Raw genomic sequence first — 21,589 nt, forward strand, 5'->3', positions numbered from 1 at the left:
GACCGCCCGTGACCTTGTCCGCCAATCTCATAGCCACCGAACAGCGCCTCGGCGCCCACAACTACAAGCCGCTCGACGTCGTCCTGTCACGTGGCGAAGGCGTGTATGTCTGGGACACCGACGGCAATCGTTATCTCGATTGCCTGTCCGCATATTCGGCGGTCAACCAGGGTCACTGCCATCCGAAAATCCTCGCGGCCATGACCGAGCAGGCCGGCAAGCTGACGCTTACCTCGCGGGCTTTCCGCAACGACCAGCTTGCCTACCTCTACGAAGAGCTCGCCGCCCTCACCGGCTCGCACAAGATCCTGCCGATGAACTCCGGGGCCGAGGCAGTCGAGACCGTCGTCAAGGCGGTCCGTAAATGGGGATATGAGGTCAAGGGCGTCGCCGAGAACCAGGCGGAGATCATTGTCTGCTCGGAGAACTTCCACGGCCGGACGCTCGGCATCATCAGTTTTTCGACGGACCCCGATGCCCGCAATGGCTTCGGCCCCTACGCGCCCGGCTTCGTCACAGTGCCCTTCGGCGATGCCGATGCCCTGGCGGCAGCGATCACCGAAAATACAGTTGCAGTTCTGGTGGAGCCGATCCAGGGCGAAGCCGGCGTCATCATCCCGCCGGCCGGCTATTTCACGCGTGTCCGTGAACTCTGCACCGACAACAACGTCACGCTGATCCTCGACGAGATCCAGACCGGGCTTGGCCGTACAGGCAAGCTGCTGGCTGAGGAGCATGAAGGCATCGAGGCGGACGTGACGCTGATCGGCAAGGCGCTGTCAGGCGGCTTCTATCCGGTGTCGGCGGTGCTTTCGAACTCGGAGGTGCTGGGGGTCCTGAAGCCCGGTCAGCATGGCTCGACCTTCGGCGGCAACCCGCTAGCCTGCGCCGTCGCCCGGGCCGCGCTGAAGGTGCTGACGGAAGAAGGCATGATCGAGAACGCCGCCATTATGGGCAATCGCTTCCTCGATGGCCTCAGGGCAATCCGGTCCAACATCGTCAAGGACGTTCGCGGTCGCGGCTTGATGATGGCGATAGAACTGGACCCGGAAGCCGGCGGCGCCAGGCCTTACTGCGATGCCTTGAAAACACTCGGCATTCTGGCCAAGGACACCCACGGCCATACCATCCGCCTTGCACCCCCGCTTGTCATCACAGCAGATCAGGTCGACTGGGCCATCGAGCGACTTGCCAAGGTGCTCGCATAGCACGACCCTTTCGTTGTCTCTATAGTTAGATGCATGCGTGCTTACCCCTAGGATTTCAGGGGTAAACAATAGAATCTAAGTAAATTTTTAATGACTTCATTCTAATACAAATAGCAACGCGCATCAGACTTCCGAATAAAAATGACATTTCACAAATTTAAAATTTTCGTCTGAACTACAAATAACTCAACACACAGCAAATAATCAGCCATACTTACAAATTAGATAGAATATAAAATGAAAATGGGCGGTGCTCACATTTTACATTCTGCTGATTGGCGAAGTGTGCCTTGACGACATTGCTTCCTTGGAGGAAAATTCTATGTCGATCATACCGTTCAGTTCCGGGGCCAAAGCCAAGGCGATCAACGCAGCCCTCATGAAATCCCAGGCAGTCATCGAGTTCGACCTGACGGGGAAGATCACCACTGCCAATGAGAATTTCTGCAACACCCTTGGCTACAAGCTGCAGGATATCGTCGGCAGGCACCACAGCATTTTCTGCGACCCCGCCTATGTCGCATCCAGCGAGTACCGTACCTTCTGGGCCAATCTCGGCGACGGCAAGTTCGATTCCGGCGAATATAAAAGACTTGCAAAGGACGGACGCGAAGTCTGGCTCCAGGCGACCTACAATCCTGTGCTGTCGCACGGCAAACCCTGCAAGGTGGTCAAATTCGCCAGCGTCATCACCGAAGCAAAATTGCGCGCGGCCGATGCCGAGGGCAAGCTCAATGCGATTTCCCGCGTCCAGGCCGTGATCGAATTTACGCCTGGTGGAGAGATCCTTACGGCAAACGAAAACTTCCTGTCGCTCCTTGGATATAGGCTCGAGGACATCAGCGGCCGTCACCACCAGATATTCTGCGACCCGGCCTATGTTTCAACGCCGGCATACAGGAAGTTCTGGGAAACGCTCGCCTCCGGTCAATTTATCGCGGAAGAGTTCATGCGGATCGGCAAGGGCGGCAAGGTCGTCTGGATTCAGGCTTCCTACAACCCTATTCTGGACATGAACGGTCGCATCTTCAAGGTCGTCAAATTCGCAACCGACGTCACCGAACGCGTCCGTGCAGTCGCAGAACTGGCCGCTGGCCTGACGGCGCTTGCCAACGGCGATCTGGTATCGCGCATTGAAAAGCCGTTCATTCCGACGCTTGAAAAAGTCCGCGTAGACTTCAACCACTCCGTCGAGAAGCTGGAATCCGCCATGCGCGTGGTGGCCGAAAATGCCAACGCGATCGCCGCCGGCGCAAGCCAGACCCGCACAGCCTCCGACGAGCTCGCGCGGCGTACCGAGCAACAGGCCGCCGCCGTGGAGCAGACAGCCGCTGCCCTGGAGGAGATTACCCAAACGGTTGCCGATAGCGCCCGTCGGGCCGAGGAATCCGCCAATCTGGTGGCCCAGACCAGAAGCGGAGCCGAACTCTCCGGAGCGGTCGTGCGCAACGCCGTTAATGCGATGGGGGAAATCGACAAGTCTTCACGCGAAATCAGCAACATCATCAGCGTCATCGACGACATTGCCTTCCAGACAAACCTGCTGGCCCTGAACGCCGGCGTCGAGGCAGCGCGGGCCGGAGAAGCCGGCAAGGGCTTCGCAGTCGTCGCCCAGGAAGTCCGCGAACTCGCACAGCGCTCGGCCAAGGCGGCCAAGGAGATCAAGACACTGATCACCACCTCCTCGACGCAGGTCAAGAACGGCGTGTCGCTCGTGGATGAAACAGGCCGCGCGCTGGACACCATCGTCCGCCAGGTCGGCGAGATCGACACGAACGTTGCCGCTATCGTCGTTGCGGCGCGGGAACAGGCGACCGGGCTGAAAGAAATCAACAACGCCGTCAACTCCATGGACCAGAACACCCAGCAGAATGCAGCCATGGTCGAGGAGACGACAGCGGCAAGCAGCAGTCTCGCCAACGAGGCCGAGAGCCTGCGCGAGTTGTTGGCGCAGTTTAGATTTGGGCAACACTCTTCCACTATGATTCGCTCAGGGCGTCCCGATGCCAGAGCGACGACGGGTTCGGCGCCCGTATCGAGGGTGAAGGCCGTTCGCGCCAGCGGTCGCGGGGCCACAGCCGCGCTTGCTCAGGAAAATTGGGAAGAATTCTAATGGCAACCATCACGACAACGAGTTTCAGCGGCGAGACCCTCGAGATCATCGCTTTCCGGCTTCACGAGCAGGAATTCTGCGTGAAGACGACCACCATCCGCGAGATCCGCGGCTGGGCTCCTTCAACCCCGATCCCGCATGCACCTTCTGACGTCATCGGCGTCATGAACCTGCGCGGTTCGGTGATCCCGATCATCGATCTTGCCTACAAGCTCGGCATGAAGAGCACGGTCGCCAACGAACGCAGCGCCATCGTTGTCGCCGAGGTCCACAACATGGTGATCGGCATGCTCGTCGACCGCGTCTCGGACATCCTGACGATTGGCTCGGACCAGGTGCAGCCGGTCCCGGAAGTCACCGCTTCCTTCGATCGCTCCTATTGCGAAGGCATCATCGCCACCGAAAACGGCATGATCTGCTTTCTCAACCTGGCGAAGATGTTCAAGGAAACCGACGCCGAAGACATGGCTGCTTAGAAAACATGGCTGCTTAAAGACGTGGCCGCATAAACTGCCGTCGTCTTCCACAAATGAAACCGCTCCGTTCCGGGGCGGTTTTTTTATTGCCTTAATGCCTGAACCCGTGCGCCCGCAGACATTATACTGACCGCACAATCTTTGGTTTTATTGTCTATTTAGAATATACCATAATTTAACTATTTTTATCCATCTTTGTATTGCGACATCATGTTGCGGACAGCTTAACGCAGACAGCCAGTGCAACTCTGGCGCACCTAGCAAATCGATTATTCAAATACGGCCGTTCCGGATGGATCGACCAACGCCTCTTCGTGCGATGTGCCTGAGGGCTGTTGTCGCGCCTGGAGGCTTCAATGGAGCATTGGCGCTGGCGTGGGGCTGCGCCAGGAAATGAGGCACCTCGCTATGAGCTTCGGACTGACTTCAGACGCCCAGCATATTCTCAATGCCATCTCGCGATCACAGGCAGTGATCGAATTCGACCTGACAGGCAAGATCCTGAAAGCAAACGAAAACTTCTGCAACGCGCTCGGCTACCAGCAGAGCGAGATCGTCGGCAAGCACCACAGCATGTTTTGCGACCCGGATTACAGCGCCTCGCAGGAATATCGTAATTTCTGGGCCAGCCTTGGCCGCGGCGACTATGCTTCAGCCGTTTTCAGACGCATCGGCAAGAACGGTCGGAATGTCTGGATTCGGGCAAGCTACAATCCCGTTCAAAAGAGCGGCAAGCCCTACAAGGTCGTCAAATTCGCCTCCGACATCACGGCCGCATACACCAAATCTGTCGAGGACGCAGGCAAGCTGGATGCGCTTTCCCAATCTCAGGCCATCATCGAATTCACACCGACGGGCGAAATCCTCGTCGCCAATGAAAATTTCTGCAATGCGCTCGGCTATTCGCTCAGCGAGATCGTTGGCAAACACCACAGCATGTTCTGCGATCCGGCCTACAGCCGCTCCGAAGAGTATGCAAACTTCTGGCGCCGTCTGGCGGGTGGCGAGTTTGTCGCCAACGAGTTCGTCCGCCTCGGCAAGGGTGGTCGCGAAATCTGGATTCAGGCCGCCTACAATCCGATCCTCGATGCCAACGGGAAGGTCTTCAAGGTCGTCAAATTTGCGACGGATGTCACCAGCCGCATGAGTGCCATCGCGAAACTCGGCGAAAGCATGAAGGCACTGGCGCAAGGCGATCTTACCCAGACAATTGACACGCCGTTCGTACCCTCGATGGAGCAGTTGCGTCGCGATTTCAACGACGCGCTGGGCAAGCTTTCGGCGGCGATGGAGACTATCGGCGGCAACGCCAGCGCTATCGCAGCCGGCTCGCGCGAGATCGGCACGGCGGCAGACGACCTGTCCAAACGGACGGAGCAACAGGCCGCCTCCATCGAAGAGACGGCGGCAGCGCTCGAAGAGATCACGACCGCTGTCAACGACAGCAGCAAGCGTGCGGACGAGGCCGGGCGGCTTGTCGCCCAGACAAGGCAAGGGGCCGAGCAATCTGGCAATGTGGTGCGCAACGCAGTTGCCGCGATGGGCCAGATCGAACAATCGTCCCGCGAGATCAGCAGCATCATCGGTGTCATCGACGATATCGCCTTCCAGACCAACCTGTTGGCGCTGAATGCCGGCGTCGAGGCCGCCCGTGCCGGCGAGGCCGGAAAGGGCTTTGCAGTCGTTGCCCAGGAAGTCCGCGAACTCGCTCAGCGCTCCGCCGGGGCTGCCAAGGAGATCAAGGGGCTGATCAACAAGTCCGGCCAACTGGTGAAAAACGGCGTCGCGCTGGTCGACGAGACAGGCAAGGCGCTCGAGGAAATCGTCCAGCAGGTCGGCGATATCGACAAGAATGTCATCGCCATCGTCGTCGCCTCGAAGGAACAGTCGCTCGGCCTCAAGGAAATCAACCAGGCCGTCAATGCCATGGACCATGCGACCCAGAAGAACGCAGCCATGGTCGAGGAAAACACTGCGGCCAGCCACAAACTTACGCACGAGACCGAGGAGTTGCGGACGCTGCTCGCCCAGTTCGGCGTCGCCGGCGACAGGCCCTCGCGCACGGCAGCCGCCTCGCCACGCTCCCGGACCGCGCCATCGCCAGTTCGGCAACCGGTGTTGCGGGCTGCCAGAAGCAGCGGTTCGTCATTAGCCGTCGCCGAGAGCTGGGAGGAATTCTAGCCGCGATATCAGGCGTTGAGACCGCATGCGGCGTTGCTCAATCGAGTGCCGCGTCGATGATCCGGCGGGGGTGGGTGAATATCTCGAAATCCTCCCCCCGGACCAGCGCAACAAGCGTCATGCCCGCCTCTTCAGCAGTCCGGATGGCGAGCGCCGTCGGAGCTGATATCGCAATCAGCACGGCGCTGCCGAGGATGGCGGCCTTCTGCACCATCTCGACCGACAAGCGGCTGGTGACCACCACCGCGCCTGCGCTGGCGTCGAGACCGGCACGAACGACCGCACCGCACAGCTTGTCCAGAGCATTGTGACGGCCGACATCCTCGCGCACGGCCGAAAGCCCCTTCCCCGGCAGGTAGAAGCCCGCCCCATGCACAGCCCGGGTCTCGCGATGCAGCGGCTGCGCGGCATTCAGCAGGGCGACAGCGCCGGTGACTTCGGCCATGGTCAGTGTCAGGCCGACACCCGAGATATCCGGTACCGGGCGCACAGCCTGCTCGATCGACTCGATGCCGCACAGGCCGCAGCCGACCGGGCCGGCCATGTGACGTTTGCGGCTGCGCAACGCGTCCGCTACAGCATCGACAAGCGTGATCTGCACGTTGATACCCTGCTCATCCTCTACAGCCTCGAGGGCGGCGATCTCGCCAACCGTGGTGACGATGCCCTCCGTCAGGCTGAAGCCGACAGCGAAATCCTCGAGATCGCCCGGTGTCGCCATCATCACCGCATGCGAGGAGCCACCATAGGAAAAGGCAATCGGCACCTCTTCAGGCACGCTGCGAAGGCTTCGCGCCATCTTGCCGTCGCGGCGCGCAAATCTCTCGACATGCGCAGTCGTCTCGAACTTGCTCACCGCTTTCCCATCAGCAAATCAGCTGCCCACCGTTGATCTCGATCACCTGGCCAGTTATGTAGCCGGATAAGGATGGTGCCGACAGGAACAGGTATGCCGGCGCGCAGTCCTCTGCCGTCCCTAGACGCTGCAAAGGGATCGTGCGTCGGGTCGCCTCGAGTTTTTCCTGGGACGAATAGCGCTCGTGGAATTCTGTCGTGATCGTCCCCGGCGACACGCAGTTGACGCGGATACCGTCCGGCGCCAGTTCCCGCGCCAAGGCCTTGGAATAGGTGGCAACGAAAGCCTTCGAGGCCGAATAGATTGCCGAACCCGGACTGCCTCCCGTCAGCGCGGAAATCGATACCGTGTTGACGATGGCCGCCTGCCCCGAGGCTCTCAGCAGCGGCAGCAGGCCTCGCGTGACCTCGACGACAGCTGTCTGGTTGAGCTGCACCACGGCCTGATATTGCGCGTCGGTGAGGTCGGCGGCCGGGTAGCGTCCGAGCATCGTCCCGGCGTTGTTGACGAGCACATCGACCGTGCCAGCATGTTCGCCAACGGCCTTGACGAAGGCAGACGTCCCATCGGCAGCACCGAAGTCGGCGGCAAAGATCACGGCACGCCCTGTATCTTTGGCGTCGCTGAGAAAAGCCGGCAACGGGCGGCTTTCATCCCGGCCGATATGCACCAGCACGCGCGCGCCACAGTCGAGAAACTGCCGCGCTACCTCAAGCCCGATCCCACGGCCCGCACCCGTCACGACAACGGTCCGGTTGGCAAACAAATTGGATTGAAACACTAGAATTCTCCCAGGCCCGATGGCTCCCATCCCGCTATCATAGGGTTTAGATCCACGAAGGAAAGCCGATTGGCGGGAGGTTTAGCGGAGAAATCGGTATCGGACGAACAAGCCGGTTCAAAAAATAAAAGCGGCCGAAGCCGCTTTGGAGATCTCGTCCTGACGCTCTGTATCAGTCGCGGATGACGCTACCCTGCAGATGCGAAAGTTCCATGATGAACTGCTCAAGCTTCGACTTGTGCTCGTGATGAACAGCATCGTTGAGTTCGGCCTGCGCCGCGTCGATACGACGGGTCAATTCATCGCGCTGCAGTTCGTCGACCGGAACGGCGGATTCGGCAAGCAGCGTGCACCCCGTCGGCAGGACGTCTGCAAAACCACCGAAAACCACATAGTCCTTCTTTGCGCCGCTGCTGGAGCGGACGCTGACCACACCTGGCTTGATGGTGGTCATGGTCGGCGCATGGTTTGCCATGACCGTCATCTCGCCTTCGCTCGCCGGAATGACGACAGCCGTCACCATTTCGGACAGCAGCAGCCGCTCGGGAGACACCAGTTCGAATTTGAAATCAGCCATGGACCGTCACTTCTCGATTGTCTTTGGTAAGGCAGTGGCGCTGGCAAAGCCTGGCGCCACCGACAAGCATCAAACGGCAGCAGCCAGCTTCTTTGCCTTTTCGACCGCTTCCTCGATGGTGCCGACCATGTAGAAGGCAGCTTCCGGGAGGTGGTCGTAATCGCCGTTCACGAGGCCCTTGAAGCCCTTGATCGTGTCTTCGAGCGCAACGAGCTTGCCCGGAGCGCCGGTGAAGACTTCGGCAACGAAGAACGGCTGCGAAAGGAACCGCTCGATCTTGCGGGCGCGGGCAACCGACAACTTGTCGTCTTCCGACAGTTCGTCCATGCCGAGGATGGCGATGATGTCCTGCAGGGCCTTGTAGCGCTGCAGGGTCGACTGAACCTTACGGGCAACTTCGTAGTGCTCTTCGCCGACGACCAGCGGGTCGAGCATGCGCGAGGTGGAGTCCAGCGGATCGACGGCAGGATAGATGCCCTTTTCGGCGATCGAACGCGACAGGTTCGTCGTTGCGTCCAGATGGGCGAACGAGGTGGCCGGAGCCGGGTCGGTCAAGTCGTCGGCGGGGACGTAAATCGCCTGAACCGATGTGATCGAGCCCTTGGTCGTCGTGGTAATGCGCTCCTGCATCTGGCCCATGTCGGTGGCCAGAGTTGGCTGATAGCCCACGGCCGAAGGAATACGGCCCAGCAGAGCCGACAGTTCCGAACCAGCCTGCGTGAAGCGGAAAATGTTGTCGACGAAGAACAGAACGTCCTGTCCCTTGTCGCGGAAGTCTTCGGCGATCGTCAGGCCGGTGAGCGCAACGCGGGCGCGCGCACCTGGTGGCTCGTTCATCTGACCGTAGACGAGAGCTGCTTTCGAGCCTTCGCCGCCGCCCAGCTTGTTCACGCCGGATTCGATCATTTCGTGGTAAAGGTCGTTGCCTTCGCGGGTGCGTTCACCGACGCCGGCAAACACCGAGTAACCGCCGTGCGCCTTGGCGACGTTGTTGATCAATTCCATGATCAGAACGGTCTTGCCAACGCCGGCGCCGCCGAACAGGCCGATCTTGCCGCCCTTGGCATAAGGTGCGAGCAGGTCGACGACCTTGATGCCGGTAACGAGGATCTGCGCGTCGGTGGACTGCTCGATATAGGCAGGTGCTTCCTGGTGGATCGAACGCTTGGTCGCGGTGACCAGCGGACCTGCTTCGTCGACCGGCTCGCCGATGACGTTCATGATGCGGCCGAGCGTCTCGGGGCCGACCGGAACGGTGATCGGGGTGCCGGTGTCCGTGACGGTCTGTCCGCGAACGAGACCTTCGGTGGCGTCCATGGCGATCGTGCGGACGGCGTTTTCGCCGAGGTGCTGCGCGACTTCCAGAACAAGGCGGTTGCCGTTGTTCATGGTTTCCAGCGCATTCAGGATCTTCGGCAGTTCGCCGTCGAACACAACGTCAACGACGGGTCCGATGATCTGCGTGATCTTGCCGGTCGAACCGACTGCAGGCGTTGCTGCTGCGGGGGTAGCTGCCATAGCCATATTCTTACCCTCTTCCTAACCTCAGAGCGCTTCCGCGCCCGAAATGATTTCAATGAGTTCCTTGGTGATCTGCGCCTGACGCTGGCGGTTGTAGCTGAGCGTCAGTTTGTTGATCATCTCACCAGCGTTCCGGGTCGCGTTATCCATCGCGCTCATCTTCGCGCCCATCTCACCGGCAACGTTCTCGAGGAGCGCGCGGAAAACCTGGACGGAGATGTTGCGCGGGATCAGATCCGTCAGGATCGACGCGGCATCGGGTTCGTATTCGTAGATCGCATTCGCCTGGGTCGCTTCCGTCGCGACCGGTGCAGTCGGCACGATCGCCGGGATAAGCTGCAGCGCCGTCGGCACCTGCGATATCACGGACTTGAATTCGGAGTAGAACAGCGTGCAGACATCGAATTCGCCGGCATTGAACATCTCGACGATGCGCTTGCCGATTTCATCGGCATTGGCGAAGCCGATCTTCTTGACGTCGCGAAGTTCCTTGCGCTCGACGATCAGCGAAGCAAACTCGCGACGCAGGATGTCGTAACCCTTCTTGCCGACGGTAAAGATCTTGACCGTCTTGCCTTCGGCCAGCAGCCTGCGGGTATGATCGCGTGCAAATCGGGCGATCTGCGAATTGAAACCGCCGCAAAGACCGCGCTCGGCCGAGCAGACGACGAGCAAATGTACCTTGTCCTGACCGGTTCCACGCATCAGCGCGGGCGCCTCGTCACTGGTGCCGACCGCCTGCGTGATGTTTGCAAGCACGGCGCCCATGCGCTGCGAGTAAGGGCGGGCAGCCTCGGCCGCCTCCTGAGCACGCCGAAGCTTCGCCGCTGCGACCATCTTCATCGCTTTGGTGATCTTCTGCGTCGCCTTGACGGAGGCGATCCGGTTTTTCAGATCCTTAAGTGAAGGCATCCGTTATCCGTCCTAAAGTGATGCCTTGATCAGGCGAAAGACTTGCCGAAGGTATCGATGGCAGCCTGGAGCTTGCCCTTGATATCGTCGCTGATGGCCTTCTGGTCGCGAATGGCGTCAAGGATATCCTTGCCGTCAGACCGCAGATAAGACAGCAGGCCCTGCTCGAACTTGCCGATATCGCTGACAGCGACCTTGTCGAGATAGCCGTTCACACCGGCGAAGATCACCGCGACCTGCTCTTCCGTCTTCAGCGGCGAGAACTGCGGCTGCTTCAGGAGTTCGGTCAGGCGTGCGCCGCGGTTCAGGAGGCGCTGCGTCGAGGCGTCCAGATCCGAGCCGAACTGCGCGAAGGCAGCCATTTCGCGATACTGCGCAAGTTCGCCCTTGATCGAACCGGCAACCTGCTTCATCGCCTTGACCTGAGCGGCCGAACCGACGCGGGAAACCGACAGGCCGACGTTCACAGCAGGACGGATACCCTGGTAGAACAGATCGGTTTCAAGGAAGATCTGGCCGTCGGTGATCGAGATCACGTTGGTCGGAATGAAGGCCGAAACGTCGTTGCCCTGTGTTTCGATGACCGGCAGAGCCGTCAGCGAACCGGAGCCCTTTTCGTCGGAAAGCTTGGCAGCACGCTCGAGAAGACGCGAGTGCAGGTAGAAAACGTCGCCTGGGTAGGCCTCGCGGCCTGGCGGGCGGCGCAGCAGCAGAGACATCTGGCGGTAGGCGACGGCCTGCTTGGAAAGATCGTCATAGCCAATCAGAGCGTGCTGGCCGTTGTCGCGGAAGTATTCGCCCATGGCGCAACCGGCAAACGGTGCGAGGTACTGCATCGGCGCCGGGTCGGACGCGGTGGCAGCAACGATGATCGAGTACTTCAGCGCGCCGCGCTCTTCGAGCACCTTGACGAACTGGGCAACCGTCGAGCGCTTCTGGCCGATGGCGACGTAGACGCAATAGAGCTTTTCAGCATCAGGGCCGTTGTCGTGGATGGCCTTCTGATTGAGGATCGTGTCGAGAATGATGGCGGTCTTGCCGGTCTGGCGGTCACCGATGACAAGCTCGCGCTGGCCACGACCAACCGGGATCAGGGCATCGATGGCCTTGAGGCCGGTCGACATCGGCTCATGCACCGACTTGCGCGGGATGATGCCAGGAGCCTTGACGTCGACGCGCGAACGGCGGGTCGCGTTGATCGGGCCCTTGCCATCGATCGGATTGCCGAGTGCGTCAACGACGCGGCCGAGCAGTTCAGGACCGACCGGAACGTCGACGATGGCGCCGGTGCGCTTGACGATGTCGCCTTCCTTGATGTCACGGTCGGAACCGAAGATCACGACGCCGACATTGTCGGATTCGAGGTTGAGGGCCATGCCGCGAATTCCGCCGGGGAACTCGACCATTTCGCCGGCCTGGACGTTATCCAGACCGTAGACGCGGGCAATGCCGTCACCGACGGAGAGAACCTGGCCGACCTCGGAAACCTCAGCCTCCTGGCCAAAATTCTTGATCTGGTCTTTCAGAATTGCGGAAATTTCCGCGGCGCGGATATCCATCAGCCAACCTCTTTCAATGCAAGCTTAAGGGTAGAAAGTTTGGTGCGTAGCGACGTATCAATCTGTCGCGACCCCACTTTCACAATCAAACCACCAAGAATAGACGGGTCCACCGTTACGGCGACCGTGACTTCTTTACCGGTAACGCTCTTCAGCGCCACCTTCAATTCGTTTTCCTGCTCCGGCGTCAGCGCATGCGCGGAACTGACCTCGGCAGTGACTTCGCCACGCTGCTCGGCAGCGATCAGGCGGAAAGAGCGGATCATGCCCGGCAGCGCAAAGAGACGACGGTGACGCGCAACGACCTTCAGGAAGTTTGCGAAGAAACCGGTGATCCCAGCCTTGGCCGACAAAGCCTCGATGGCCTTGACCTGGTCTCCGGACGAGAAGACCGGACTGGCAACGAAACGCCGCAAGTCTTCGCTTTCGTCGAGCATGGCCTGGAAACGGTCGAGATCGGCAGTCACCTGGGCGATGGCGCCCTCGGCGAGCGCAAGCTCGAACAAAGACGATGCATATCGCTCTGCCACACCGGATATAGGATGGGATGTGTCTGCCACGGGCACAATTTTCCCTGATTTCAACCCTAAAGTTAGGATCCGGGCGTGCGGATGCCTAGGACTTTGAATTGGTTTTGATTTCCCCCAAGAAATCCGCGGGAGATGCCCCCGCTTCTTCCCATTTCCGAGCCCGTCTAACATAGGAAGTTGAGACTCGCAACACACCTCGGTCCCTATTGCGCCTTTCGCGGGGATTTCTGCCGCAAAAAGCCGAATTCTCCCCGCGACGAGTTGGCGCAGGTCAAATTCTGCTCAAATCCAGCCGAGAAAATAGATAATCGGCAAAGCTGCAAGAGCTACCTGGATGACAAGCATCACCAGGTTGACGACGACGTTTCCACGGTCCGACATCAGCGACAGCACCCTCCCGAATGCTGCAAGCGCGAAAGACGTGCCGAGGGCGAGATAAACCATGGGCTGTGCCAGAAGGATCGCCATCAGGCCGAAGCCGATATACGATCCGCCCATCGACCGGGCCTCCGCATAGGCGCCGAGGCGACCCTCGCGCGGCTGCAGACCGAGAATGCGATAGGCATATCCAGGCGCAAACATCATGAAGAGCCCGAGCAAGGCCGTAAAGGCAGCCGCGCAATAGGCGAGCTGTTCGCCCCGTTCAGTCGGAAAATAAAATTCCATCACCGTTCCCAAATCATCTGAAGCATTGCCGGCCTTATGGCACGAAGTCCGTGTCGAGGAAATATGGATGCCCCGCCCCATGGTTTTGGTAACCAATGCTGTCGGCAGCGGCTCGGTTTACAAAAAGCTCTGCGGGTCGATATCGAGTTGCACATGGACGGAGCCGCGCTCCTTCGGCCCTTGCGCCAGCAGGGTGCGCAAAAAACCCTGCATGTCCGAATTGCGCCGGCCGTGCACCAGGAGCCGGAACCGATGCCGGCCGCGCACCAGCGCCAGCGGCGCTTCCGCCGGCCCGAGAACGGCAATGCCCGGCACGTTGGGCGCGGCGTTGCGCATACCGCGCGCATGGGTTTCGGCATCCTGGCGCGTTTCGGCCGAGACGATGATCGAGGCAAGCCGTCCGAACGGCGGCAGCAGAGCTCTTTCCCGCTCCGAAATCTCGCGTTCGTAAAACGCAGCCGCGTCACCCGAGACGATCGCCTGCATGACGGGATGCTGCGGCTGGTAGGTCTGCAGCAGGCCATGGCTTTTCAGGCCGGTCCGACCGGCGCGGCCGGTGACCTGGCTCAGCAGCTGGAATGTCCGCTCGGCCGCCCGTGGGTCGCCATTGGCAAGCCCGATATCGGCATCGACGATACCGACCAGCGTCATCAGCGGGAAATTGTGGCCCTTCGCCACCAGCTGCGTGCCGATGACGATATCCGCCTCGCCATTGGCGATCGCCTCCAGCTCCAGCCGCAAGCGTTTGACGCCGCCGAGAATATCGGAGGACAGGACGATGGTCCTTGCATCCGGAAAATGCTTCTCCACCTCCTCGGCGACGCGCTCGACACCGGGTCCACAGGCCACGAGATGATCGAAGGTGCCGCACTCCGGGCAGGCTTCCGGCGTCCTCTCCGCATGGCCGCATTGGTGGCACTGCAACTGCTGGCGAAACCTGTGCTCGACCAGCCAGCTGGAGCATTGCGGGCACTGGAAGCGGTGTCCGCAGACGCGGCAGAGGGTCAGCGGCGCATAGCCGCGCCTGTTGAGGAACAGCAGCGCCTGGTGCCCGTCCGCGACCGTCTTTCCAACCGCACGCAACAGCACCGGCGACAGGAAACCGCCGCGATCTGGAGCATGCCGGCGCATATCGACGAGGTGAAGATCCGGCAACGCCGCATCGCCGAAGCGCGTCGGCAGGTGGATGGTGCTGTACCGGCCGCTCTGGCCGTTGACCTGGCTTTCGACCGATGGCGTCGCCGACACCAGCACCACGGGAAAATCGCCGATCCGGGCACGCACCACAGCCATGTCGCGGGCATTGTAGAAGACGCGGTCCTCCTGCTTGTAGGCAGGGTCGTGCTCTTCGTCGACAATGATCAGCCCGAGATCCTCGAACGGCAGGAACAGCGCCGAGCGCGCACCGGCGACCACGCGCACATCCCCCGTTACAGCTTGCCGCCAGACCTTTTCGCGCGTGCGCGGTGCGAGATCGGAATGCCATTCGGCGGGCTTCGATCCGAAGCGCTGCTGGAACCGCTCGAGAAAACTTGCTGTCAGGGCAATTTCCGGCAGCAGGATCAGCACCTGCCGTCCCTGCCGCAAAGTCTCGGCAATCGCCTCGAAATAGACCTCGGTCTTGCCGGACCCGGTGATCCCGTCGATCAGAGATACCGAGAACGTCGCGTTCCTGACCTCGTCGATCACCTCGACTGCCGCCTGCTTCTGCGGCCCCTCCAGCCGGGCAGCGACGAAATCCGGATCCGGCTTGGCAACGACAGGCGGCGGGGTGAGGAAGATGGTCTCGAAAACCCCCTGCTTTACCAGACCGTCGATCACGCTTGTCGACACGCCGGCAGCGTGCGCGAGGCCGCTACGCGTCCACGAAGGCGCGCCGACGGCCATTTCCAGCACGCGGCTTCTGGCCGGTGTCAGCCGGTCGGGTGCGCCGCCGACGAACTTGAGCCCCTCGACCATCGGCTCCGGATCGAAGGCAGCCGGCACGCGCAAGGCCATCCGCGCCACATGACCGGGTGGCGAAAGCGTGTAGGTCGCCACCCAGTCGATGAAGTCGCGCATTTCTTTCGCGAGCGGCGGGCAGTCGAAGACACGGGTGATCGGCCGCAGCTTCTTGGGGTCGACGCCGTTGTCATCGCCACCGTCCCAGACGACGCCGATCACCTGGCGCGGACCCAGCGGCACCTGCACGACCGAACCGGGCTCGACCGCCATACCCTCGGGCACGGCATAGGAATAGGGCCGAGGCGCAGGCATAGGCACCAGAACTGGCACAGTACGCGTCACCGGCGGCACCTTCGCAAGCGCGCCGAACAGATCGGAGGAATCGTTGTTCATTACGGCAGACCATGCCCGGAGTTGGAAAGAAATGAAACCGGCGAATGGTGCCGAATGATCACCAACTTGGGAATGTCGCGTCAGAGCGAATTCGCAACGAGCGGGCGCGGTGCCAGCTCGCTTGTCGGTGACGAAAGCGGCGTGAACTCGGCATCGGCGTCCGCCGCCATGTCATGCACCGTCAGCTTTTCCAGCGCCCTCGTCACTTCGTTGACATCGCCTTCCAGTTGGTCCGGGGATATCAGCTTGCCGACGCGGAAGTCGAAGCGGTCGCCGCGCTTGTTGAGCAGTTCGTAAAACACCGTCATGTCGCGGAGTTCGGTGGACCATTTGGCAAACCAGTAGAACAGGCCGGAATTGCGCGCCGACAGATGCACCGGCAGGATCGGCAGATTATATTTTCGTGCCAGCGCGACCGCCGACGTCTTCCACGGCCGCTCGTTCAGCTTGCCATTCGCCCAGTAGGCAATGCGACCGGAGGGAAACAGGACCATCGCCTTGCCTTCCTCGACCGTCTTGTTGGTAAGAACCAGCGTCTCGCGCGTCTTCAGCTTACTCTTGTATTCATCGCGCCATTCGACCGGAATGATCATCTCGGCAAAGCGCGGATTGACACGCACCGCGTCCCGATTGGCAAACACCATCATGTCCGGCCGGCGCGCCTTCATCAGGTCGAAGATCGCCACACCGTCGGCAATGCCGGTCGGATGGTTGCTCACCAGAATGAAGCCGCCGCTGGCCGGAATACGCTCGGCATTCTGGCAGCGGATGTCGAGCTGCAGCAGGTCGCTCATATATTCGAAGGACTGGAATCCGGGAAGCTTGGCGACATCGTCGGCAAAACGGATCGCCTTGTGATAGCGCAGCAGCACGTGCAGGAAGGGACGGATGAGCGGCCAGAAAGGGCTCTTGACGATCTTCTCGCCGCGCTCGGCGATCAGCGTATCGACGATATGGCCGGGCCTTCCCTGCGACACCAGGGCGATGGCGCCGGCAAGCTGTCCGAGGGTCGAGGTAGAATCGCGGCGCGTCATGGAAGGTCCTGCATGCTTATGTCGTGGTTATCGCGGCGTAAGATGATCGAAGCATGACACGCCAGCCGGAACGTTAGCGATTCCATAACTCTCATTGAGGCAAAGTGGCAGCCTAAAATTGGAATTCAAGAGGTTTACCGTGGGCGAGATCCTGATCATGGCCCATCCCCAGCTTCTGGACGAGCGCCAGAAATGGCTGGAGGCGCTCCGCAGCGAGCGCAGGCTATCCGCCCACACGCTGGATGCATATGAGCGCGATACACGCCAGTTCCTGTTTTTCCTCACTGGCCACCTTGCCGGCCCGACCACATTGAAGGACATCCAGGCCCTGCGCCCGGCCGATTTCCGCGCCTTTCTGGCGAACCGCCGCCGCGATGGCGCCGGTGCACGCTCGCTGGGCCGCAATCTCGCCGGATTGCGCTCTCTCCTGCGTTACCTGGAGAAAAAAGGGCTGGTGAACGCTGCCGGTGCCGCTGCCGTCCGCTCGCCGAAGCAACCGAAATCTCTGCCGAAGCCACTGTCCGACAGCCAGGCCATCAATGTCGTCAGCGACGAAGCCCAGATGCACGAGGAACCCTGGATCGCCGCGCGGGACGCCGCCGTGCTGACGCTGCTTTACGGCTGCGGGCTGCGCATCTCGGAAGCGCTCGATCTCATGCCGGACGATCTCCGCCCCGGCGAAACGTCGCTGCGCATCACCGGCAAGGGCAACAAGATGCGCATCGTGCCGCTGCTGGCAGTCGTCGTCGATGCCGTGGAGCGGTACAAGCAGCTCTGCCCCTACGATCTCGACCCGGCCCTGCCGCTGTTTCGCGGCGCTCGCGGCGGAAAGCTGCATCCCGGCCTTATCCAGCGCGGCATGCAGAAACTTCGCAGCGCTTTCAACTTGCCGGAAACGGCAACACCACATGCGCTGCGGCACTCGTTTGCCACCCATCTGCTGGCCGGCGGTGGCGATCTTCGCACCATCCAGGAGCTGCTCGGCCACGCCAGCCTGTCGACGACGCAGGTCTACACCGGCGTCGATTCCGCCCGCCTGCTCGAAGTCTATGACCGCGCCCATCCGCGGGCTTAAACTCCGGTTAACCGAATGCGTTAAGAGAATATCCGCTCCGCGCGGGGTAGAGCAGATGCAGATCCCGTCCGCTGAAAGATCGTCATGACATCAGTCTACCGCCAGAAGACCCGGCCCGCCATCCTTTCGACGCTCGGCAACGCCGGCTTCTGGGCGGCGGCGTCCCTGCCCCTTGCATTCGCCGTCACGCTGGTTGTCACGCTGGCTTCTTTTGCGCCCGCCCATGCCGCAGACGATGCGGCCTGCGGCGGCAGGAACCTGCTTGCCGAACTGCAGAAGAACGATCCGGCGAAATACGCGTCTTTCCTCGCTGACGGTGACAAGGTCGCGAACGGGCGCAGCATTTTCTGGAAGATTGAAAAGCCCGGAGTGAAGACCTCCTGGCTGCTCGGCACCATGCACGTCACCGATCCGCGCGTGCTGGTCATGCCGAAGGGCGCGGCGGAAGCGGACGCCAAGGCCGACACGATCATCGTCGAATCCGACGAAATACTCGATGAAAAGAAGGCGACGATGGCGATCCTCGCCCGCCCGGACCTCACCATGCTCGCCAACGGCGCGACGATCAATTCGCTGCTGCCGGCAGCCGACGCCGCCAAGCTCGAGGCCGGCCTTGCCAAACGCGGCATCACGCTGGGCGCGGTGTCGCATATGCAGCCATGGATGATCTCCAGCGTCGTCGCATTGCCGTCCTGCGAACTCTCGCGCAAAGCCAAGGGCGCACAGTTCCTCGACCAGAAGATCGCCAACGACGCAGCCGCAGCCGGCAAGCAGGTCAAGGGGCTGGAAACGCTCGTCGAGCAGCTTCAGGCCATGGCCGACCTGCCGGCCGCCTTCCACCTGAAGTCGCTGATCGAAACCCTGCAGCTCGGCGACAAGATGAACGACGTCGTCGAGACGATGACCGAACTCTATTTGTCCGGCAATGCCGGGGCGACGATGGCTATGCTGAAGGTCGTCACGCCCGATGGCGAAGACACCGATAGCGACGGCGATTACGCCTCCTTCGAGCAGCGCATCATCCTCGACCGCAACAAGGTCATGGCCGAGCGCGCCGCGCCGATCCTTGCCAACGGCAACGTCTTCATGGCCGTCGGCGCCCTGCACCTGTCAGGCGACCAGGGCCTGGTCGAACTGTTCCGCAAGCAGGGCTTTACGCTGACGGCGGTTGATTGATCTGGCGGCTCGAGGAGCGTCTCACCTAAGCAAATTTGCGGCCCCATAACACAGTTTTCGGCATGGGGGATAAATCCGGCGTGATTTATTTTTTCACGCAGTCAAATCAGGTTCTTACAGATTTTCGAGGCTTGTTTCATCCCCATACCTGCCGGTGGGCCTATACTGCAGAGGTCAAAGGAAGGGGAAGCCGGGTCGCGAACCGGTCGCTCCAACGGGACGATATCCGGTGTCCGATGATGGTTGGAAGCGATGATCACGAGGCGTTGGGCTGAGTGATCGGGATATCGGGTAGCGGAATTCGGACCCCCGTATCGATATCGTCAAATCGCAACCGATCGGCAGGCAGCCACACCCCGACACAAACAACACCAGCCACCCGGCTGCTTGCCATTTCCCCATCACGTTCGGCCATATCAGGCGCGACGCATTTTGGCATGCCTGCAGTTGGCTGGCATCGAAGCAAGCGCAGGAGCGCCAGGGCGAGAGGCCTTGGCGCTCCTTTCGATTTTACATATGGATCGGCTTGAAGGCGGCAGCCATGGCTGCTTCCTTGACGGCTTCCGACATAGTCGGATGGGCGTGGCAAACACGGCCGAGATCTTCTGCAGAGCCGCTGAAATCCATCAGCACGGCGATTTCATGGATCATGTCGCCGGCACCGAAGCCGATGATGTGGCCACCGAGGACCTTGTCGGTTTCCTTGTCGGCCAAAATCTTGACGAAGCCATCCGTTGCCAGCATGGCGCGGGCGCGGCCGTTGGCGCTGAACGGGAACTTGCCGACCTTGTAGGCGACGCCAGCGGCCTTGAGCTCTTCCTCTGTCTTGCCGACGGAAGCCACTTCCGGCTGGGTGTAGACGACGCTCGGGATGACGTCGTAGTTGACGTGGCCGGCCTGGCCAGCGAGAATTTCCGCCAGCGCGACGCCTTCGTCTTCCGCCTTGTGGGCGAGCATCGGACCCTTCACGACGTCGCCTATGGCATAGATGCCGGCTACGTTGGTCTTGAAGTGGTGGTCGATTTCAACGCGGCCTCTGTTGTCGAGCACGACGCCGGCTTCCTCGAGGCCGAGGTTGGCGGTGTACGGCTTGCGGCCGGTGGCAATCAGCACGACGTCAGCATCGAGCGAGGTCGCTTCACCGCCCTTGGCCGGCTCGAAGGTGACCTTGGCGCCCGTCGCCGACTTCTCGACGCCGGTAACCTTGGCGCCCAGGTGGAAGTCCATCCCCTGCTTGGCGAGCAGGCGGTGGAACTGCTTCGACACCTCGCCGTCCATGCCGCCGAGGATGGTGTCGAGATATTCGATGACCGTGACCTTGGCGCCGAGACGCGACCAGACGGATCCGAGTTCGAGACCGATGACACCGCCGCCGACGACGATCATCGTCGCCGGGACCTTCTCCAGCGCAATGCCGCCGGTGGATGAAATGATGATCTTCTCGTCGAGATCGACGTGGACGCCCGGAATGCCCGCAACGTCCGAGCCGGTGGCGATGACGATGTTCTTGCCTTCGATTTCCTGGACCTGGCCATCATCGCCGGTGACCGAAACCTTGCCGGCCGAGACGATCTTTCCTGAGCCGATGAAGCTGTCGATCTTGTTCTTCTTGAACAGGAACGCGACACCCTCGACGTTCGACTTCACGGTGGCATCCTTGTGAGCCATCATGTTGGGCAGGTTCAGGGTTGGAGCAGCGACCTCGATGCCGAGCGCTTCCATGCCGTGACCGGCCTGGTGGAACATCTCGGAGGCATGCAGCAGGGCCTTGGAGGGAATGCAGCCGATGTTGAGGCAGGTGCCACCAAACGTGGCGCGCTTCTCGATGACAGCGACCTTCATGCCCAGCTGTGCTGCCTTGATGGCGCAGACATAGCCGCCAGGGCCGGTTCCGATAACGATCACATCATAAGACATCGAGAATTCCTCTTGGATTTTTCCGGTTAGTCGGCGGCGCGCGCCAGGGCGAGACGAAGGCCGAAGCCGACCAAGGCCGCTCCGGTGATACGGTTGAACCATTTTCCGCCCGCAATGAAGCGGTCGCGGATCGGCTTGACGGTAAAGAATACCGAGACTGCGGCAAACCAGGCAACGAGCGCCGTCGCCATGCCGATGCCGTAGCTGAACTGGATGAGCGCAGGCGTGTCGTGGTGGACCAGGGTCGAAAACAGCGACAGGAAGAACAGCACTGGCTTAGGGTTCAGCGCATTGGTGATGAAGCCTGTTGCCAGGCATCGCCAGGCGGACACCGGCTTGCGGTCGTCTTCCGTCACCGCGATATCGGCAACCTTGAAACCCGGTTCCCGGAACGACTTGATGCCGAGATAGACGAGGTAGGCAACACCGGCCCATTTGATCACGCTGAACAGCAACAGCGATTTAGAGACGATCAGGCCGAGGCCGAGGATGGTGTAGCTGATGTGGAACAGCAGCGAAAAGCCCATGCCGACGCCGGTCATCATGGCAGCCCGACGGCCATGGACGACACTCTGGCGCAGCACGACGGCGAAATCGGCGCCGGGCACGACGATGAAGATGGAGAACACCGCCATCAGGCCCAGGAATTCGAACAGATATTGCATATTTG

18 protein-coding genes are annotated in these 21,589 nt (G+C 60.9%); 6 read left to right on the forward strand and 12 right to left on the reverse strand.

Annotated elements, in window-relative coordinates; genetic code table 11:
- The first annotated feature begins 8 nt into the window (after positions 1-8).
- The 4 genes from rocD (at position 9) to PR018_RS14260 (ending at position 5,978) form a co-directional block, all read left to right on the forward strand.
- Positions 9-1,208 carry an ornithine--oxo-acid transaminase gene (rocD, locus tag PR018_RS14245; protein ID WP_142828796.1) on the forward strand — a complete coding sequence of 400 codons (1,200 nt, stop codon included), beginning with the start codon at positions 9-11 and terminating at the stop codon, positions 1,206-1,208.
- A 322-nt stretch (positions 1,209-1,530) separates the two neighbouring features.
- On the forward strand, positions 1,531-3,321 hold the full coding sequence (locus PR018_RS14250) for a methyl-accepting chemotaxis protein (RefSeq protein WP_142824735.1): 1,791 nt from the start codon (positions 1,531-1,533) through the stop codon (positions 3,319-3,321).
- Positions 3,321-3,797: a chemotaxis protein CheW gene (locus tag PR018_RS14255; RefSeq protein ID WP_111219804.1), complete on the forward strand. Its 477-nt coding sequence runs from the start codon at positions 3,321-3,323 to the stop codon at positions 3,795-3,797. The genes PR018_RS14250 and PR018_RS14255 overlap by 1 nt, the downstream gene beginning before the upstream one ends.
- Positions 3,798-4,205: 408 nt before the next feature.
- Positions 4,206-5,978, forward strand: coding sequence for a methyl-accepting chemotaxis protein (locus tag PR018_RS14260; protein WP_142824734.1), 1,773 nt, complete (start codon positions 4,206-4,208; stop codon positions 5,976-5,978).
- 37 nt (positions 5,979-6,015) lie between these two features.
- Here PR018_RS14260 and fdhD read toward each other — a convergent pair whose 3' ends face one another.
- The 10 genes from fdhD to PR018_RS14310 form a co-directional block, all read right to left on the reverse strand.
- A complete protein-coding gene (fdhD, locus tag PR018_RS14265; protein WP_244615212.1) occupies positions 6,016-6,777 on the reverse strand; it encodes a formate dehydrogenase accessory sulfurtransferase FdhD in 762 nt (253 codons plus the stop codon).
- A gap of 67 nt (positions 6,778-6,844) precedes the next feature.
- Positions 6,845-7,615 carry an SDR family NAD(P)-dependent oxidoreductase gene (locus PR018_RS14270; protein ID WP_142828792.1) on the reverse strand — a complete coding sequence of 257 codons (771 nt, stop codon included), beginning with the start codon at positions 7,613-7,615 and terminating at the stop codon, positions 6,845-6,847.
- A 172-nt stretch (positions 7,616-7,787) separates the two neighbouring features.
- A complete protein-coding gene (locus PR018_RS14275; protein WP_142824731.1) occupies positions 7,788-8,192 on the reverse strand; it encodes a F0F1 ATP synthase subunit epsilon in 405 nt (134 codons plus the stop codon).
- A 69-nt stretch (positions 8,193-8,261) separates the two neighbouring features.
- Positions 8,262-9,716, reverse strand: a complete 1,455-nt coding sequence (gene atpD / locus PR018_RS14280) for a F0F1 ATP synthase subunit beta (RefSeq protein ID WP_142824730.1) — start codon at positions 9,714-9,716, stop codon at positions 8,262-8,264.
- Between the two features lie 21 nt (positions 9,717-9,737).
- On the reverse strand, positions 9,738-10,625 hold the full coding sequence (locus PR018_RS14285; protein ID WP_142824729.1) for a F0F1 ATP synthase subunit gamma: 888 nt from the start codon (positions 10,623-10,625) through the stop codon (positions 9,738-9,740).
- Positions 10,626-10,654: 29 nt separating this feature from the next.
- Positions 10,655-12,184: a F0F1 ATP synthase subunit alpha gene (gene atpA / locus PR018_RS14290; RefSeq protein ID WP_142824728.1), complete on the reverse strand. Its 1,530-nt coding sequence runs from the start codon at positions 12,182-12,184 to the stop codon at positions 10,655-10,657.
- Complete coding sequence (locus PR018_RS14295) at positions 12,184-12,750, reverse strand: F0F1 ATP synthase subunit delta (RefSeq protein ID WP_202617160.1); 567 nt, start codon at positions 12,748-12,750, stop codon at positions 12,184-12,186. The genes atpA and PR018_RS14295 overlap by 1 nt, the downstream gene beginning before the upstream one ends.
- 246 nt (positions 12,751-12,996) lie before the next feature.
- Positions 12,997-13,380, reverse strand: a complete 384-nt coding sequence (locus PR018_RS14300; RefSeq protein ID WP_142824726.1) for an AGROH133_08824 family phage infection protein — start codon at positions 13,378-13,380, stop codon at positions 12,997-12,999.
- A gap of 117 nt (positions 13,381-13,497) precedes the next feature.
- Positions 13,498-15,717, reverse strand: a complete 2,220-nt coding sequence (locus PR018_RS14305) for a primosomal protein N' (RefSeq protein ID WP_142824725.1) — start codon at positions 15,715-15,717, stop codon at positions 13,498-13,500.
- Between the two features lie 80 nt (positions 15,718-15,797).
- Positions 15,798-16,751 carry a GNAT family N-acetyltransferase gene (locus tag PR018_RS14310; protein WP_142824724.1) on the reverse strand — a complete coding sequence of 318 codons (954 nt, stop codon included), beginning with the start codon at positions 16,749-16,751 and terminating at the stop codon, positions 15,798-15,800.
- A 139-nt stretch (positions 16,752-16,890) separates the two neighbouring features.
- On the opposite strand from PR018_RS14310, the gene PR018_RS14315 reads away from it, so the two are divergent.
- Complete coding sequence (locus PR018_RS14315; RefSeq protein ID WP_142828790.1) at positions 16,891-17,826, forward strand: tyrosine recombinase XerC; 936 nt, start codon at positions 16,891-16,893, stop codon at positions 17,824-17,826.
- Between the two features lie 84 nt (positions 17,827-17,910).
- A complete protein-coding gene (locus PR018_RS14320) occupies positions 17,911-19,002 on the forward strand; it encodes a TraB/GumN family protein (protein WP_142824722.1) in 1,092 nt (363 codons plus the stop codon).
- A gap of 510 nt (positions 19,003-19,512) precedes the next feature.
- On the opposite strand, the gene lpdA is transcribed toward PR018_RS14320, so the two are convergent.
- Both lpdA and PR018_RS14330 read right to left on the reverse strand, forming a co-directional pair.
- Entirely contained in the window at positions 19,513-20,919 is a 1,407-nt protein-coding gene (lpdA, locus tag PR018_RS14325; protein WP_142824721.1) for a dihydrolipoyl dehydrogenase, read from the reverse strand.
- A gap of 26 nt (positions 20,920-20,945) precedes the next feature.
- Complete coding sequence (locus PR018_RS14330; RefSeq protein ID WP_142824720.1) at positions 20,946-21,584, reverse strand: LysE family translocator; 639 nt, start codon at positions 21,582-21,584, stop codon at positions 20,946-20,948.
- Between the last annotated feature and the right edge of the window lie 5 nt (positions 21,585-21,589).

The organism is Rhizobium rhododendri, from assembly GCF_007000325.2.
Classification (GTDB): domain Bacteria; phylum Pseudomonadota; class Alphaproteobacteria; order Rhizobiales; family Rhizobiaceae; genus Rhizobium; species Rhizobium rhododendri.